Source organism: Streptomyces sp. CLCI03 (assembly GCF_053615355.1).
This window is the reverse complement of sequence record NZ_CM132132.1, coordinates 2,794,429-2,810,642: the sequence shown is the minus strand read 5'-3', so window position 1 is coordinate 2,810,642 and position 16,214 is coordinate 2,794,429. Positions and strand designations below refer to the sequence as shown.

Here is a 16,214-nt window from a genome sequence, read left to right as displayed (position 1 = left end):
GCCGACGCTCGATCACGTCAACCATATGCGGTGGAACATCCGATATTTACCCTGAGGTCTCAGCTGTCCGTGCGTCCCCGGCGCAGCATCGCGAATCCCAGCCCGGCCGCACCGACCGCCGCGATGCCGCCCGCGGCGGCGAGCAGCAGCACGCCGTCACCCGGACCGTCCGCCAGCGTACTCAGTCGCCGCCCACCGCCGGACCCCTCGGCGACGGCGTGGGTGCCCCCGGTGCTCGACTTCCGCGGACCGGAGGCCGGGACGACCTGCCCGCCGCGTGCGTCACCACGGGCCTCGTCGCGGGTCCCGGTCTTGTGTCCGTCGCCCGCCAGCGTGTGGTCGGCGCCCCGGGCCGGGACGTCCCCCATCCAGGAGCTCAGCCGGCCGGAGGAGTCCAACGCGGCGTGCAGGTCCCCGGAGCCGCCGAAGGCGGTGACCCCGTCACGGCTCGTCAGCGTTGCCGCCTTGGAGCCGTCGGCCCCCAGGATCTCGGCCTGGTAGGCCCCGTTCGCCGTGCGGTACACCTTCGCCGTGGAGACCCCGTCCGCGAGCGCGAGGCTCTTGACGAGGATCGACCGCGGGGCCGCGGAGTGCGCGGACGAGGCGGCGGGCACCCCGTCGGCCAGGGCGACGGCCGTGGGCAGCGCCAGCAGACTTCCGGCGCAGGCGGTCACGGCGGCGGCGCGAACGAGAGTGCGGCGGCTGACGGTGCTCACGGGGAAATCCTTCGATGCCGGTCAGGGCCTGGGCCATCCAGGTGGGTCAAACCTAGGGCTCGGCCGTTGCGGCGGCGCCCCGTTCGTGTAACAGCGGAGTCGCAACCCTCCGTCGGAGTCGTTACACATCCGAGGGATTGCCCTGCGGCGCCCCGGCTGCTCCCATGGACGGCGGGGGTGAGGGCGATGCGCGGACTCAAGGTACTGCCGAGCGGCCGGCCCGGCCGCGGCCGGCTGTACGTCAACCTGCCCGACGGGCAGGCGGTGGGCTGGTACGACCGACAGGCCAACCGGATCAGCGTCCTGGCGGACGACCACCGTGAGGCGATCCTGGCGGTGCTCCGCCCCTACTTGAGCGGGACGGTCGCGATCGGCCCGCCCCCGGTCCCCACCGCCTCCGACCTGCGCCGTCTCGCGCTGTCGCCGGACGCGGACCTGGCCCCCAACCGCCCCGGCGAGACCTTGCTGGGCGAACTGGAACACGGCCCGGCGGGCACCAGGGCCCGGCACCGACTGCGCCAGGACCTGACCGCGCAGCAGCGGATGGGCGACTCCTTGGACGCCCTGGAAGCGGAAGGCTGGCGGGCCTTGCACTGCGTCCCGCTGCCGGGCCTGGGCCGCATCGACCACCTGCTCATCGGCCCGGCGGGGATCTTCTGCGTGCGTACGATCCCGGGCCGCCGTCAGCGCGCCGTGGTCGGTGACCTCCTGCTCACGGTGGGCCGCGCGGAACCCCGCCCGGACCCCCGCTGGATCCGCCGCGTGGCGGCCTTCGCCACGGCGGCCCTGGCCTCCGAGGTCACCCCGGCGCTGGCGGTGGTCGACGCCTCGCGGGTCGAGACGGCCCCCACGGTCCGCGACATCCGCATCCTCCAACCCCCGACGGCGACACCGAGCCTCACGGCGTCCCCGACCACCCTGAAACCCCCGGAGATCGGAGCCCTCTTCGCCCGAGCCCGAGACACCACCACCTGGCTGCCCCCCACCTGAAATTCCAGCCTCGCCGGCGAATGAGGTACCCATTCCAGCCTTGCCGGCGTTTGAGGCGCGGGGTCCGGGGCGGAGCCCCGGTTTCGGGAAGGGGCGGGTAGGGGAAAGCGCCGCAGGCACCGCCCGGCCCGGCACCGGCACCGGCACCGCCCGGCCCGGCACCGGCACCGGCACCGCCCGGCCCGGCACCGGCACCGGCACCGCCCGGCCCGGCACCGGCACCGCCCGGCCCGGCACCGGCACCGCCCGGCCCGGCACCGGCACCGCCCGGCCCGGCACCGGCACCGCCCGGCCCGGCACCGGCACCGCCCCGCTCAGGCGGAGGTCCGCTTCCGCGGTGCAGCCGTCTTCTTCGCGGACGCCGCCGCACCGGAGCCGGTCTTCTTCGCCGCGGCGGTCTTGGCCGTGCTCTTCGCCGCGGTCTTGGTCGTACGCGAAGTCGACTTGCCCGTCGCCGACTTGCCACCGGCCGTGGTCGTCTTCTTCTTCGTCGCGGCCGAGGCCGCCGTCTTCTTGGCCGAAGCCGCCGTCGACTTCTTCCCGCCGACCGCCTTCGGCGCGGCAGCGCCCGTACCCGCACGAGTCCCCGCCCCCGCCCGGGCCTTCCGCCGAATCGGCGTGACCTCGGCCTCCGCCGCTCCCGCTCCCGCTCCCGCGCCCTCTGCCTCGCCCTCCCCGCCCCCGTCGGCCTCCCCCCGGGAAGCCTTCGCGGCCCGCACACTCCGCTCCAACGCCGCCATCAGGTCGATCACCTGCCCGCCGGCCGGCTCCACCACGGCCTCCGTCGGCTCGAACGCCCCACCCGACTTCGCCACGATGAGAGCCTCCACGGCCTCCCGGTAGTCGTCGTGCAGCGAGGCCATCTCCACCTCTCCCAGCGTCGCCATCAGCGCGTCCGCCAGGTCGAGTTCGGCATCCCGTACGGTCACGTCGGCCTCCGGCGCCACTCCCTCCGGCGCCCGGATCTCGTCCGGCCACAACAGCCCGTGCATCGCGATCACGTCGTCCACGACCCGCAACATGCCCAGCCGCTCCCGCCCCCGCAGCGCGTACTTGGCGATCGCGACCTTCCGGCTCCGCTTGAGCGCCTCCCGGAGCAGCGTGTACGGCTTCGCCGCCGTCGCCCCGTTCGCCGCGAGGTAGTACGCCGCGTCCATCTGCAGCGGATCGATCTCCTCCGCCGGTACGAACGACATGATCTCGATCGTCTTCGCGGTCGCCAGCGGCAGCTGCGCCAGGTCCTCGTCCGTGATCGGGACGATCGACCCGTCGGCCTCCTCGTACCCCTTGCCGATCTCCGCGCTCGGCACCTCCTCCCCGTCCAGCTCGCACACCTTGCGGTACCGGACGCGCCCGCCGTCATTGACATGGATCTGGCGGAAGGAGATCGAGTGGCTCTCGGTGGCGTTCACGAGCTTGATCGGGATGCTGACCAGGCCGAAGGAGATCGCCCCGTTCCAAATGGATCGCACGGTTCCTCCTGTTTCGTGGCAGTCTCATCGTATGACGCCGATCACATTGGTGGAGGGCCGTCGCATCGCGCTCAGCAATCTCGACAAGGTCCTCTACCCGGAGACCGGCTTCACCAAGGGCGAGGTGTTGCACTACTACGCCACCGTCGCGGGCCCGATGCTCGCCCACATCCACGACCGACCGGTGTCCTTCCTGCGCTACCCCGACGGTCCCGACGGCCAGCTCTTCTTCACCAAGAACCCGCCGCCCGGCACACCCGACTGGGTGAGGACCACCCCCGTGCCCCGCTCCGAGGACCTCTCCGCCGCCCAGGTGGTCGTCGCCGACCTGGCCACCCTCATGTGGTCCGCCAACCTCGTCGTGGAGTTCCACACCCCCCAGTGGACGGCGGGCCACCCCGCCCTCGCCGACCGGATGGTCCTCGACCTCGACCCCGGCCCGCCCGCCACCGTCGTCGAGTGCTGCGCCGCCGCGCTCTGGCTGCGCGAGCGGCTCGCCGCCGACGGCCTGCACGCCTACGCCAAGACCTCCGGCTCCAAGGGCATGCACCTGGCCGTACCGCTGGAGCCGACCCCCTCCGAGAGGGTGTCCGCGTACGCGAAGCAGCTCGCCCAGGAGGCCGAACGCGCGCTTCCCGAGCTGATCGTGCACCGCATGGCCAAGGCGCTGCGCCCCGGCAAGGTCTTCGTCGACCACAGCCAGAACGCCGCCGCCAAGACCACCGCCGCCCCCTACACCCTGCGCGCGCGGCCCCGGCCGACCGTGTCCGCGCCCGTCTCCTGGGCGGAGGTCGAAGCCTGCCGCAGCGCCTCCGCCCTGGTCCTCCTCGCCGACGACATCGCATCGCGGCTCGCCCGCGACGGGGACCTCTTCGCCCCGCTGACCGACCCCGAGCACGCCCGCCCGCTGCCCGGGACCGGGGGCGGGACCGGGACCGGGATCGGGGCCCGGCCGTGATCCGCGTCGCGCTGGCCGCCGCCGTACGCACCCTGCCGCGCGGGGCGGGACTCGCGTACGAGCCGAAGTTCGACGGCCACCGGCTCGTCGTGCTGCGCTCGGCGACCGACGTGACGCTCCAGGCGCGTTCCGGCCGGATCGTGACCAGCGCCTTCCCCGACCTGGCCGCCGCCGCGCTGCTGCTGCCCGCCGACACGATCCTCGACGGCGAGGTGGTGGTCTGGCACGCCGGGCGGACGGACTTCGCCCTGGTGCAGCGGCGGGCGGCGGCCACCGCCGCCCGGGCCGCCGTCCTCGCGCAGCGCCTGCCCGCCTCCTACGCCGCCTTCGACGTGCTGGAACTGGCCGGACTGGACCTGCGCGGCCGCCCCTACGAGCGCCGCCGGGCCCTCCTCGTCGACCTGCTGCTGCCCCTGGGCCCGCCGCTGCAGCCGGTGCCGATGACCACCGATCCGGAACTGGCCGCCACCTGGTACGAGACCCTGCCCGCCAGCGGCATCGAGGGCCTCGTCGTGAAACGGCTGGACCAGGCCTACCCGGCCGGGCGGCGCGGCTGGCAGAAGCTGCGGCACACCGACGTCCGCGACGCGGCGGTGGTCGGCTACACCGGCACCCCGCGCCGGCCGCTCGCCCTGGTGCTCGTCCTGCCGGTCGGGGACGAGACCCCGCTGGTGTCGAGCCCGCTGAGCGCGGCCCTGCGGGCGGAGGTGGCGGCCGAGGTGGCCGAGCGCGGCGCGGCCTCGCCCTCCTTGGCCACGGTCACGGCGATCGGGCTCGGGGAGGTCCCCTTCCGTGCGCTCGACCCACCGCTCACGGCGGAGGTCCGGCACACCTCGGCCCGGCATCCGCCACCGGAGGTGCTCCGGCTACGGACAGACCTCTGACCCGCGCGGGAGGCGCGGGCCAGAGGCCGTCGAAGTGGGTGCGTCAGGCGTGTGCGCCGCGCCCGGAGTCCGGCGGAGACCCCGGTTGTGGATGCGGTCCCGGGCCCTCCGGCAGCTTGTATCCGGACTCCCGTTCCGCCCGGACCTCGTCCGGATGGGCGGAGGTGGTGGAGCCGAAGTTCCCGTAGCCCTGCATCTCGTGCGGCCGTAGACCCCCTTCGGGGATCTCCACCTGGTCCCGCTCCTCGCGGACCTCGTAGACCGCCCCGCCCTCCGGCAGGTGGGGCTGGCTCTCGGCGGTGGGCGGGGGTGGCTCGTGGTTCCGCACTCTCTTGCCCAGCAGGAAGCCGCCCAGCAGGAAGCCGGCGACGAGGATGCCGACGACCAGGAACCAGGCGATGTCGGCGAGGGTCGCGTCCACGCTCAGGGTCGTGTCCATACGGACCATGCTCCCGCACGCAGGTCCGAAATGCTCCGCTATGGCCTGGATGCCGTGGGCCATCCGGGGTACACGCCTGGTGCGCGTACCCGCCGAACGAGAAGGAGGCCGACCATGCCCCGCGGATCGTCCCCGAAGCGCGAACGACAGTACGAACACATCAAGGAAGGCCTGGAGGAGCGCGGCGAGCCGGAGAAGAAGGCGAAGGAGATCGCCGCCCGGACGGTGAACAAGGAACGGGCCCGGGCGGGCGAATCCAGGACCGCGAGCAGGGAATCGATCGAGGACATCTCCTCGTCCCGGCGCGGGGGCCTGCACTCCCACTCGGGCGCGCAGGGCCCCACGTACGAACAGCTCTACGCCGAGGCCCGGCGCCGCAACATCCACGGCCGCTCGGACATGAATAAGACGCAGCTCAAGCGCGCCCTGGGGGAGTGACGGTCCGTCCCGGCTGGGTCGTCTCTTTCGGATCTTGTCGGATGGGCACGGGTCGTCCGGTGCGGTGCATCGCAAGGCGGAGGGGCGCTCGTGTACTGGACGTACTCGTGTGCCCCGACAACGCGGCGAGGTGCCGTGCCGGGCGGGCCGGGCCCGGCAAGATCCGAAAGAGACGGCCTAGGCGTTGATGGGCCCGTCGGCGTCCCGCAGGGCGACGGCGGGCTTGCGTTCCCCGAGCGCCCCCAGGATCTCGGCGCAGATCGCCAGCGCGGTCTCCGCCGGGGTACGGGCGCCCAGGTCCAGGCCGATCGGGCCGTGCACCCGCGCCAGTTGGGCCTCGGTGACCCCGGCCGCGAGCAGCCCCTCCCGCCGCCGGGCCGTGGTCTTGCGGGAGCCCAGCGCGCCGACGTACGGCACCTCCTGGGTCAGCGCCACCCGCAACGTCGGCACGTCGAACGACTCCTCATGGCTCAGCATGACCAGGCAGGCGGCGTCCCGGCGCGCCTCCAGCACCTTGCCGGCTTCCTCCGGTCCCGTGACCAGTACGGCCTCCCAGCCCAGCAGCAGCGACTGCCGCTCGATGATCTCGGCCAGCTCGCCGCCGCCGCCGATGACCACGTACGGGGCCGACGGGAACGCCTCGACCAGCACCAGCCCCGACTCCGCGTACAACGTGTCCCGCCCGGCCCGCCGGGTCGCCAGCAGCTCGCCCGCCCGCCGCCCGGCATCGTCACCGGGCGCGTCCGTGGCCCGTACGGCCTCACTGGTGGCCTGGTCGGCGGCCTCGTTCAGCCGGGTCACCAACGCCACCCCGACCCCGTCGCCCAGCAGCTCCCACCACGCGGCCGGGATCGCGGCGAGGGGCTGCAGCAGCACCTCGGCCTGCCCGCCGCAGGTCAGCCTCGCGGCCACGGCCTCGGCCGCCCGCACGGACACCTCGCACACCCGCGCGGTGACCCCGGGCGGCAGGGCCGCGACCTCGGCGGCGAGCTCGGCGTCGAAGACCCCGCGGTAGAGCGTGCCGACACACTCCCCCCGCGGGTCGATGAGCACGGCCCCGGCCGGATCCCGCGGCCCGAACCCCTGCTCGGTCACGGGCCGGGCCAGAAACCCGGCCCGCCCCTCGGCCGCCCACTGCCGCGCCGTCTCCACCAGCTCACGCATCCGCGCCGCCCCTTCCCGATCGCCAGAGCACGCCCCAGAGCACCGGCCCAGCGGCACCGTGCGGCCTCACCTCCAACGTAGCCACGCGGCGCACCCGACCCCACCCCCCAAATCCCACAGACCCCACCCCACCTCCCTCGTACGGACCACCGGAACCACCCGCCCCCGGCCGGCACGCATGCACGGTCGGGGCTCCAGGCACAGACCTCTGGGGAGGCGTCAGCCCGCCGTGCGGAGTTGGGCAGCCAGCTCCTCGAGCCATGCGCCAGGGCCGAGAGGGTCGGGCGGATCGACCTCCATGCCCAGTTCGGCGAGGCCGAGGGCGTGGTCCGACTCCTCCAGCGGCAGCGACAGCAGGTCGGACAACTCCCCGCACAGCTGGGCGACCAGGCCGGGGTCGGTGCCGTCGATGTAGTCCTGCAGTGCCGCGTCGTGGTCCTCGAATTCGTCCGGCATGTCCTGGGAGAACCAGCCTCCGAGCAGCTGCCCGAGTTCGGGGAAGCGCGCGTGCCACTCCCAGCGGGTCCGGGGCGGAGCGGGGGGCGGCGCCGAGCCGGTGTCCACGCACTCCTTGAGCCGGTCCGCCAGCTGGACGAGCCAGTCCTGGATCTCCGAGTCGGGCAGCCCTACGTCGGGTACGGGATAGAACTCGCCGAGGTGGAGCCGGAGCCTCCCGGGCGGGTTCTGCGCGTATGCGCGGAGCTGGTGCTCGGCGGTCGCGATGGCCCAGGGGCGGGTGCGCCAGCAGTGTCGGAGGTAGGCGGTGAGAGCTTCCTCGTCGTAGGGGGTGTGACCCAGGTGCGCGCGGATCACCTGGTCGAGTTCGCCGTACTTCCGGTCGTGTTCGAGTGGCTTGAGGGACACGGGGTTGCCTCTAGAGGTAGATCGGGAAGGTGCCGTGGACGGTGAAGCCGTGCGGGCTCGCGGTGTTGCGCTTGAGTACGACGCGGGCCGCGCGTACGTCCACGGCGTCCCGACCCGCCAGCATCATGGCCTGGAGCAGGACCCGTCCGACGGGCTCGGGGCGGGAGGGCCAGGCGGCCTCGATGGTGAGTCGCTGCCGCGTCGACTGGGCCAGCCAGCGGTGGATCACCTGCTCGTTACGGGTGATCACGTGCTGGGTCGCCCACTGCGCCGTTTCGCGATCCGGGTAGGTGGCTGACCGGTTCGCGACGGGTGCCGTGTTCTCGACAGAGGTCATGAGTGTTCTCGTTGCATGTGGTCGTTGACGGTTTCGAGGAGTTCGTGGAGCCGCCCACGGGAGATCCAGGAGACGTACCGGCCCAAGGACCGCTCGTCGGGAAACAGTACGAGCGCACGCTGGGCCTCGGTGGTGAGGGGGACGGCAACGTCGGTGCAGTAAGGGTGTTCGTTGGTGACGTAGCCGGCGACCGCGTCGGCGAACGAGTCGTGGCCGCCGTCCATCATCTCGGCCGTGAAGCCGTCGAGGTGGGGGAAGGTGGCCGAGAGCTCCCACCGGGACATGGGGAGCTCGTCGTACGGGGCGGGCGGTTCGCGGTCGAGGATCCGCACCATTCCCGCGAGCATGTGGACATACTCCACCGGATCCATGCCGTCCGCGGCCCGCGAGAGCTTCTCGTCGAAGGCCTTGGGGCGGGACGCAAGGAATCCAGGTGAGGAAAGGGCGAAGCCGATGAAGTCCAACAGTGCTGCTGCCGTGAACGGAGGGCAGTTCCAATCCGCTCTCCAGGAACTCCTGATCATCCGATTGTAGCGTCGGATCTCATCGTCGAGAGATGGTCCGCCGCCGGCCTCCTGAACGCGGATGGCCAGGTCGATGAGCCGGGTGGCCGGACTGTCCATGAATACGGCCGTCGGGGATGGCTCCACTTGCTGTTTTCCAATCTATGGAGTGGGCATGGAAGTGAGCACGATGAACGGCGGCTCCAACCCGTGTGCGTACCGGAGCACCACCTTCACGGAGTGCGTAGGAATCGCGAGGGAGTTCACCCCTTGAACCGTACGCCCCGTCTCTTCCGTGAAGGGAAGCGTGATAGCGGGCTGGATCTTCGATCTGTTCGGGTCCCAATTCGGATTGTTCCGCATCCTCCTCTCGACCCCGTCGATCCAATCGGCTATTCGATTTTCGTTCGCGTTGTCCCGAAGTGCGGCCTGGGTGAATTTTTGCGCCGAGCTGAGATCCTTGAAACCGGAGGCGGACGATGCACTGCTGTCGTCCCGCAAGCGCTGCCGGAGTTGATCGTCGCTCAGTCCCACGTGCTTGTCGATGGGGTGACTGCTGTACAAGCCCTCCTGGTTCGCCAGGTCAAGCGGATAGTAGATGTGGTCCGGGTCTTCGCCCGGCACTGTGAACTTGTGCTCCGGCTTGAAGTCGTTCAGCGAGCGCGCACCGAAGGCCTCGGCGCGCGCTTCCTCCGCCTGGAAGGTCGGCGCACTCAAGTGGGCCTCCTCAAGCGCCGGCAGCAGCGCTTCGAGCCGACTCACCACGCCGCGAAGTTCACCCTCGTACAAGGAGACCGCCCGGTTGATCGCGGCGGTGTCCACCTTGAGTGTGATTCCGATGGACACCTCCCTGCCGACCCCGAGAAGTTTCTTGCCGATCCGCTTGACGTCGCTGAAATCGGGCAGCTCCTTCAGCTCCGCCAGTGCATCCCAGATGGCCTTTGTGTAGATGCGCCAGATTTCGTGCCGCATCTTGGCGGCCGACTTGGCGAACTCCCGCATCGCCTTGCTGACTTCTTGAGTGGTGTTGAAAAGTACGCTCATCACGGGGTGGGTGCCCGTGCCCTGCCCACCGGCGGTGTCGTGCCTCCACTGGTAGTTCGCCGTCGACGTCCCCCATGCCGTCGTTCCCCAGATGGAACTGGTGAACTGGCGCATTGCGGCCTGCCACTCACCGTTGTTGGGGTCCGAGACGGAACCGATCAAATGGGTCAGTGCGCTTTCCACCCCTGAGACGGCGAACCCGGGCTGCAGCCAGGCCAGGGCGACTTTGTCGATCTGCTCGTAGTCGGGGAGGGGAATGATGTCGCCGGCCTTCCCCCACCTGCCGACGTGGTGGAAGAAGGCGCGCACGATGTCCAGCGCGACATCTGGAACCCCTTCCAACAGCCAGGAGATCAGGCCGCTGCTGTAGTCATCCATGTCGCCCCAGCGCAGATCGGTTATCTGCTGGTACTGCGGGGGGCTGTCGATGACCCTGGGGACGGGGAACTGCACAGGACGGGCGGTGCCCGACGGGTGGCTGGCCGCTTCCGCCCTGGAGTAGTTGTTCGCCGTCGTGACGAATCCGACCGCGACGCCTCCCACGCTGACGACGCTTTTGGCCCATACGTCGAGAAACCGGTTTCCCACCCGCACATATGCGGCGGACACCGCCTGCGCCGCACTGCCGTAGCCGCCACAGTCCATGTACTCGACCAGCTCATAGAGGAAGTCGTTCGCGGCCTTGTTGAGCACGTTCTGCTGCACGACCACGTTCCCGGCAACGCCGTTCAGCTCGGCCGGCGTCACATCGAACCCGCCGGACGGGGCGGGAGCCGTCGGGCCGGCCATCAGGACGCCCCCCATCCGCGCAGCACGGCTCGATGCGCGGAGGCGTAGTTCGTGTGGCCCGTCGTCACTACCTCATGAAGCCACTTCTGCGCAGCGCGCAGGTCCTGCATCTCGCGGTCCCAGCGGTCGAGTTCGTCGACGAACGCCCCACGGGCCTGACCGTCCCAGCTCAGGACCGCCTTCTCGGTGCGTTCGTAGAGCGCCTCGAGTTTCTCGTCGAGCTCCCGAAGGATGCCTTCCAGCTCCTGCGCGAGTTCCCGAAGGGTGCCGAAGCTGACCCCTATGTGTCCGTCGGACATGACGTCCGCCCTCCCCGAAATGAACGTGGTCAGATGTCGAGCAGGCCACTGCGCGGTCCTGGCGGCACCGTGCCCTCGGAGAGCCTGTCCACCTCGCGGGCGACGTCTACCGAACTCTGCACCCCGCGAAACGATTGGAGGGTGTCCAACTCCTGCTGAGTGAACCCGTTCCGGCTCATCCGCACGGCCTGCTCAAGGACGACGAGGATTTCCCGTATGCGCACGGTGTCCTCGGCGGCCGCCCGGTGCAGAGCCCGGTACGCCGAGCCGGTCTCACCGTTCCACCCGGCCTCGATCCGGTCGACGACCCCGTCCATACGCCGTACTTGGCGGTCGAGGTACCGCTGCATCGAGTCCATGTCGTCGGCGAGCTTGGTCAGTCCGTCGTCGGACACGTGCAGATCGGCATCGATCGTCATGGCCCCCCACCTTCCATCGCTTGTGCAACCCTAGCAACGGGCACGTCACGGACGATGACGCGCCGCGCCTGGTCATACGGGCACGCGAACACCCTTCCTCGGCGAACTCGTTACTCGGCCAGCCGGATGTCTTCTTCGCGCTGGTGCAGTGTGACGAGTTCCCCTCGACTCTCACCATCGCGAGCGCGGGCTGAAGTCCCGGGAGGCCGAGGACGACCGTCCTGTTCCGATTCCGCCTCCGCCGGTCGCCGTGCTTCGGACTCACCTGGAGGAGTTCGGGACGGCCGAGGACGGCCGGCTCTTCACCGATGAGCGACTCGATCTCGTCGGCAGCAGCACGTATTGGCGGGTCTGGAAGGACGCCCGGGAGTACGCGCTCCCGCCGGACCTTCAGGGATCGATCCTCGGTGGCCGGCCTTACGATCTGCGGCACACGTGCATCACGACGTGGTTGAACGCCGGTGTCCCGGTGGCAGAGGTTGCCCGACGGGTCGGTAACTCACCCCAGGTGATCCACAGGGTCTACGAGGGGTTGCCTCTACGGCCAAGAGGACGCGATGAATAGGAAGATTGAGGAGGAACTCGACTGGCCTCTGCGTGGACTGGGGCGACATGTGCTGTGAGGCCGAGGATGCTCGTAATGCAATCCCGGCCTTTCTTGCGTAAGTCGTCAGTCGCCAGGTGGGGCAAACATGACCCGCCCGTTGATGTTTCCACCACTGCCGACCACCACGATGGATCCGCCCTCTACAGCGCTGGCGTTGTAGGTATCCGCAGTACGGTTGGATCCGACCTTTCCAACTGTGTCGCGAATCGTCCGTGCGACAGGGGCGACGTGGAATAGTGCATAGACCAACAACGTGATGCGTGCGATTGTCGAGAGTGCGTCAGAGACCGCTTCGTCGATCAAGACCGTACCAAGTGTGATTGGTACGGTCAGGAAGAGGAACATGGAAACAAGAAAGGGCGCGATGTGTGCCCTGTCTTCCTTCTTCTGTGCGCTCCCCTTCTTTTCTATGACTACGTCGCCCTCTTCATTGGAAGGGACTGCATCCCACGGATCTGCGGATTCGCCAGCCACCACGAACCGGAAGTGGACCTCTTGGTCTCGTTCTAGGTGTCCGATCTTGTAGGTCACATGCTGGGAGTCAGGTGAGGGTTCGAGCTCTACTTTGAATTCTGGCTCAGGGGCGGGGGACATATAGGTTTCAAGGATTCGCGTGCCATTGGGGAAGCGGAAGCGAAATCTCTGGTCTTTGATGACACGGTTTCCTGTGTTCGTGACGTCGTATTTAAGGGAAAAGATATTCTTGACGTCCACGCTGTCATAGGTGATGTTCAGTTTCTGCTGAATCGCAGGATCAGCGATCGCCGAGAAGGCTGGATCGGTGGTTGCGTCCCACGAGATGCGTTTGCGTGGTTCCGCTCGGGCTTTGAGTACATGGACCAGGAGCGTCGCGCCGGCGCCGATGATGGCGCTGATCAGGGCAACTATGAGCTTCTGTTCTAAGTCCGTGAGGCCTTGGTTGGCTGCCAGCAGCATGGGCATGGACGACATGGATCCGCTCCCTGACTCGAGGAATGCCACATCGTAGAGGGGGTGTTGGCGTGGCGTCAGGTGTCCGTGGTGATCGCCTGCGGGGCTGGCTGGGCGGGCTGCAAGGCGCCCGGTGCTCTATCGCAGGTCTATCGCGACCAGTGCGTAACAACGACAAAGACCTGGACTCAGTGGGACTGGGTCCAGGTCTTCATGCTTGGCACTCGTGCCGGTCAGCGGGTGTTTCACGCTGGTCCGGCTGGAGTGCCCCCGGCAGGATTCGAACCTGCGCACACGGCTCCGGAGGCCGTTGCTCTATCCCCTGAGCTACGGGGGCGCGTCGTCGGTGTTGCGGCGACGGGTTGAACACTACCAGCTTCCGTGGGGTGATCAGGAACGGGTTTGCGGGGGAGGAGGGGGTGGTTCGCCCGCAGGGGGTGGAAGTGGCGAAAACCCGGACGCGGGGGCCCGGGCGGACCTACTCTCGAGTTGTGTCAGGCGTCTCGGGCCGGGTGCTTGTTGTCGACGACAACAAGGTCATCCGGCAGCTGATCAAGGTCAATCTCGAGCTGGAGGGCTTCGAGGTCGTGACCGCGAACGATGGTGCCGAGTGTCTGGACATCGTGCATCGGGTGTGCCCCGACGCCATCACCCTTGATGTGGTCATGCCCCGGCTGGACGGGTTCGGGGCCGCCGCGCAGTTGCGTGCCGATCCGCGGACCCGGGACGTGCCCGTCGCCATCGTCAGCGCCTGCACGCAGCATGAGGTGGAGGCCGGGATCGTGGCCGGGGTGGACGCCTTCCTCGCAAAGCCGTTCGAGCCCACCGAGCTGGTACGGGTCGTGCGCCGGCTGATCGAGAGCAAGGACCTGCGCGACGGGAGGAAAGGCACCCCCGCCGGGCGGGGGAGGGGGAGTCCCCTTCAGTAGCCCGACGTCGGGTCCCGTTGTCCGGCGCTCTGTTCACATGGCGAAACCCTTCGACCGATGACGGTGCGTCTCCCCTAGGCTGGGTCCCGTGACCCCCGCCGACCTCTCCCGTTGCGTCGTGAGCGCCGTGCGCCGCGCCGTCGAGGACGGTGAGCTGGGCGGGATCGTGCCCGCGCGGGTGGTGGTCGAGCGGACCAGGCCCGGTGGGGTCGGGGAGTACGCCACCCCCGTCGCCTTCCAGATCGCGAAGGGCGCCGGCCTGCGACCGGCCCAGGTCGCCGAGGTGCTGGCCCGTCGGTTGGGCGGGGTCGCCGGGATCGAGCGGGTCGAGATCACCGGGGCCGGGTTCCTGAATTTCTCGCTGACCTCCGTCTCCGCCGCCCGGCTGGTACGTGACCTGCGCCCGGCGGCGGTCGTCGAGGTCCCGGATCCGCCGTCCGGCGGGCCGCGCGAGCGGTTCGTACGGGCCGCCGTCGCGCGGATCGAGGCCGCGCAGGGGGTCGGACCCGGGCCGGAGTTCCCGATCGCGCCCGTCGCCCGCCGCGACGGCGACGTGCTCGCGCGGTACGGGGCCGACGCCGTCGCCTGGACCGTACTCACCACCCCCGCGCGCGAGACCCCAGAGTTCTCCGACACGCTGCTCGTACAAGGGGAGGGCAACGAGCTCTTCCGGGTGCGGTACGCCCGCGCCCGCGCCCACGCCCTCGTACGCAACGCCGAGCAGCTCGGCTTCCGCCCCGAGATCGGCGACGACGTCGACGCGCCCGCCCTGCTGCGCGTCCTCGCCGATCACCCCCTCGTCCTCGAAGCCGCCGCGCACCACCGCGCGCCCGAGCGGCTCGCCCGGCACCTCGTCGAGCTGGCCGACGCGCTGCTCGACTTCCAGTACCGCGTCCTGCCCCAGGGCGACGAGAAACCCTCGGCCGCCCACCGTGCCCGGCTGGCTCTTGCCGAAGCCGCCGGGACGGTGCTGGCCGGTGGCCTGGCCCTGCTCGGCATAGACGCACCGACACGCCTGTGATTCGCGAAGAGAGATACCGATGAGCCGTTCCGCGCACCCCGCCGGGCCCCGCCACGCCGACGTCCTGCCCGAAGGGCACTACTCCCCGCCGCCCGCCGACCTGAACGCGCTCGACGAGAAGGTCTGGGCCCGGACCGTCGAGCGGAACGCCGACGGGGTCGTCGCCGTCGGCGGCATCGAAGTCACCCGGCTCGCCGAGGAGTTCGGCACCCCCGCCTACTTCCTCGACGAGGAGGACTTCCGGGCGCGCTGCCGGGCCTGGGCGCACGCCTTCGGCCCCGACGCCGACGTCTTCTACGCGGGCAAGGCGTTCCTCTCCAAGGCCGTCGTGAAGTGGCTGAAGGAGGAAGGGCTCAACGTCGACGTGTGCTCCGGTGGAGAGCTGAGCACGGCCCTCGCCGCCGGGATGCCCGCCGCGCGGATCGCCTTCCACGGCAACAACAAGTCCGAGAGCGAGATCCGCAGGGCCGTCGAGGCCGGGGTCGGGCGCATCGTGCTCGACTCCTTCCAGGAGATCGCCCGCGTCGCGCACATCGCCCGTGAGCTGGGCGTACGACAGCCCGTCCAGATCCGTGTGACGGTCGGCGTCGAGGCGCACACCCACGAGTTCATCGCCACCGCGCACGAGGACCAGAAGTTCGGCATCGCGGTGGCCGACGGGTCCGCCGCCGAGGCCGTGCGCCGGGCGCTCGGGCACGACTCGCTGGAGCTGCTCGGCGTCCACTCCCACATCGGTTCGCAGATCTTCGACATGGCCGGCTTCGAGGTCTCCGCCAAGCGCGTCGTGCGGCTGCTGGCCGACGTACGCGACGAGCACGGCGTCGAGCTGCCCGAGATCGACCTCGGCGGTGGCCTCGGTATCGCGTACACCTCGAACGACGACCCGCGCGAGCCCCACGAGATCGCCAAGGCCCTGCACGAGATCGTGGCCCGGGAGTGCGAGAGCGCCGGGCTGCGCGCCCCCCGGATCTCCGTGGAGCCCGGCCGGGCCATCGTCGGCCCGACCGCGTTCACGCTGTACGAGGTGGGGACGATCAAGCCCCTGGAGGGCCTGCGGACCTACGTCAGCGTCGACGGCGGGATGTCCGACAACATCCGCACCGCCCTGTACGACGCCGAGTACTCCATCTCCCTCGTCTCCCGTACCTCCACCGCCGAGCCCATGCTCGTACGGGTGGTCGGCAAGCACTGCGAGAGCGGCGACATCGTCGTCAAGGACGCGTTCCTGCCCGCCGACCTCGCTCCCGGCGACCTGCTGGCCGTGCCGGCGACCGGTGCGTACTGCCGCTCCATGGCCAGCAACTACAACCACGCGCTGCGCCCGCCCGTCGTCGCCGTGCGTGACGGACAGGCCCGAGTGATCGTCCGCCGCGAGACGGAGGAAGATCTCCTGCGACTCGACCTCGGATGA

The 16,214-nt window shown here is 70.0% G+C and carries 18 protein-coding genes and 1 tRNA gene; 7 read left to right on the top strand and 12 right to left on the bottom strand.

Translation table 11 applies throughout. The features are described from left to right. Window positions 1–59: 59 nt before the first annotated feature. Window positions 60–716 (bottom strand): hypothetical protein, encoded by a 657-nt coding sequence (locus ACWG52_RS12595; protein WP_453128703.1) that lies wholly within the window; start codon window positions 714–716, stop codon window positions 60–62. A gap of 186 nt (window positions 717–902) precedes the next feature. Between ACWG52_RS12595 and ACWG52_RS12590 the strand changes: the two genes are divergently transcribed. Next, entirely contained in the window at window positions 903–1,706 is an 804-nt protein-coding gene (locus ACWG52_RS12590) for a nuclease-related domain-containing protein (RefSeq protein ID WP_453128701.1), read from the top strand. Between the two features lie 314 nt (window positions 1,707–2,020). Here ACWG52_RS12590 and ku read toward each other — a convergent pair whose 3' ends face one another. After that, on the bottom strand, window positions 2,021–3,178 hold the full coding sequence (ku, locus tag ACWG52_RS12585; RefSeq protein WP_389805718.1) for a non-homologous end joining protein Ku: 1,158 nt from the start codon (window positions 3,176–3,178) through the stop codon (window positions 2,021–2,023). 31 nt (window positions 3,179–3,209) lie between these two features. Here ku and ligD point away from each other — a divergent pair, with 31 nt between their 5' ends. Further along, window positions 3,210–4,136 (top strand): non-homologous end-joining DNA ligase, encoded by a 927-nt coding sequence (ligD, locus tag ACWG52_RS12580; RefSeq protein ID WP_453128700.1) that lies wholly within the window; start codon window positions 3,210–3,212, stop codon window positions 4,134–4,136. Next, window positions 4,136–5,020: an ATP-dependent DNA ligase gene (locus tag ACWG52_RS12575; protein ID WP_161294763.1), complete on the top strand. Its 885-nt coding sequence runs from the start codon at window positions 4,136–4,138 to the stop codon at window positions 5,018–5,020. Before ligD ends, ACWG52_RS12575 begins: the two co-directional genes overlap by 1 nt. A gap of 43 nt (window positions 5,021–5,063) precedes the next feature. Here the strand turns inward: ACWG52_RS12575 and ACWG52_RS12570 are convergent, their stop codons facing one another. Beyond that, entirely contained in the window at window positions 5,064–5,459 is a 396-nt protein-coding gene (locus ACWG52_RS12570) for a DUF6479 family protein (RefSeq protein ID WP_389805712.1), read from the bottom strand. Window positions 5,460–5,573: 114 nt separating this feature from the next. Here ACWG52_RS12570 and ACWG52_RS12565 point away from each other — a divergent pair, with 114 nt between their 5' ends. Next, window positions 5,574–5,897, top strand: a complete 324-nt coding sequence (locus ACWG52_RS12565; protein ID WP_389805709.1) for a plasmid stabilization protein — start codon at window positions 5,574–5,576, stop codon at window positions 5,895–5,897. Between the two features lie 177 nt (window positions 5,898–6,074). Here ACWG52_RS12565 and ACWG52_RS12560 read toward each other — a convergent pair whose 3' ends face one another. From ACWG52_RS12560 to ACWG52_RS12520, 9 genes are all read right to left on the bottom strand, one after another. Continuing rightward, entirely contained in the window at window positions 6,075–7,061 is a 987-nt protein-coding gene (locus ACWG52_RS12560; RefSeq protein WP_453128698.1) for an XdhC family protein, read from the bottom strand. 219 nt (window positions 7,062–7,280) lie between these two features. After that, entirely contained in the window at window positions 7,281–7,925 is a 645-nt protein-coding gene (locus tag ACWG52_RS12555) for a contact-dependent growth inhibition system immunity protein (RefSeq protein WP_389805705.1), read from the bottom strand. A 10-nt stretch (window positions 7,926–7,935) separates the two neighbouring features. Then, window positions 7,936–8,262 (bottom strand): RNase A-like domain-containing protein, encoded by a 327-nt coding sequence (locus ACWG52_RS12550; protein WP_375934438.1) that lies wholly within the window; start codon window positions 8,260–8,262, stop codon window positions 7,936–7,938. Then, window positions 8,259–8,885, bottom strand: a complete 627-nt coding sequence (locus ACWG52_RS12545) for a hypothetical protein (RefSeq protein WP_389805701.1) — start codon at window positions 8,883–8,885, stop codon at window positions 8,259–8,261. The genes ACWG52_RS12550 and ACWG52_RS12545 overlap by 4 nt, the downstream gene beginning before the upstream one ends. Before the next feature lie 42 nt (window positions 8,886–8,927). Beyond that, on the bottom strand, window positions 8,928–10,598 hold the full coding sequence (locus ACWG52_RS12540) for an RNase A-like domain-containing protein (RefSeq protein WP_453128696.1): 1,671 nt from the start codon (window positions 10,596–10,598) through the stop codon (window positions 8,928–8,930). After that, complete coding sequence (locus tag ACWG52_RS12535; protein WP_389805696.1) at window positions 10,598–10,897, bottom strand: WXG100 family type VII secretion target; 300 nt, start codon at window positions 10,895–10,897, stop codon at window positions 10,598–10,600. The genes ACWG52_RS12540 and ACWG52_RS12535 overlap by 1 nt, the downstream gene beginning before the upstream one ends. 29 nt (window positions 10,898–10,926) lie before the next feature. Next, entirely contained in the window at window positions 10,927–11,316 is a 390-nt protein-coding gene (locus tag ACWG52_RS12530) for a WXG100 family type VII secretion target (protein ID WP_375934426.1), read from the bottom strand. Between the two features lie 670 nt (window positions 11,317–11,986). After that, the gene (locus tag ACWG52_RS12525; protein WP_389805690.1) at window positions 11,987–12,874 is read right to left on the bottom strand and encodes a hypothetical protein; all 888 of its coding nucleotides are present in this window, start codon (window positions 12,872–12,874) and stop codon (window positions 11,987–11,989) included. Window positions 12,875–13,118: 244 nt separating this feature from the next. Further along, a tRNA-Arg gene (locus ACWG52_RS12520) sits at window positions 13,119–13,190 on the bottom strand. A gap of 100 nt (window positions 13,191–13,290) precedes the next feature. Between ACWG52_RS12520 and ACWG52_RS12515 the strand changes: the two genes are divergently transcribed. The 3 genes from ACWG52_RS12515 to lysA all read left to right on the top strand — a co-directional run bounded on the left by ACWG52_RS12515 (window position 13,291) and on the right by lysA (window position 16,214). Further along, window positions 13,291–13,782 (top strand): response regulator, encoded by a 492-nt coding sequence (locus tag ACWG52_RS12515; protein WP_389806136.1) that lies wholly within the window; start codon window positions 13,291–13,293, stop codon window positions 13,780–13,782. Window positions 13,783–13,870: 88 nt separating this feature from the next. Continuing rightward, window positions 13,871–14,803, top strand: a complete 933-nt coding sequence (gene nrtL / locus ACWG52_RS12510) for an ArgS-related anticodon-binding protein NrtL (RefSeq protein WP_389805636.1) — start codon at window positions 13,871–13,873, stop codon at window positions 14,801–14,803. A gap of 19 nt (window positions 14,804–14,822) precedes the next feature. Further along, window positions 14,823–16,214 carry a diaminopimelate decarboxylase gene (lysA, locus tag ACWG52_RS12505; protein ID WP_030720939.1) on the top strand — a complete coding sequence of 464 codons (1,392 nt, stop codon included), beginning with the start codon at window positions 14,823–14,825 and terminating at the stop codon, window positions 16,212–16,214.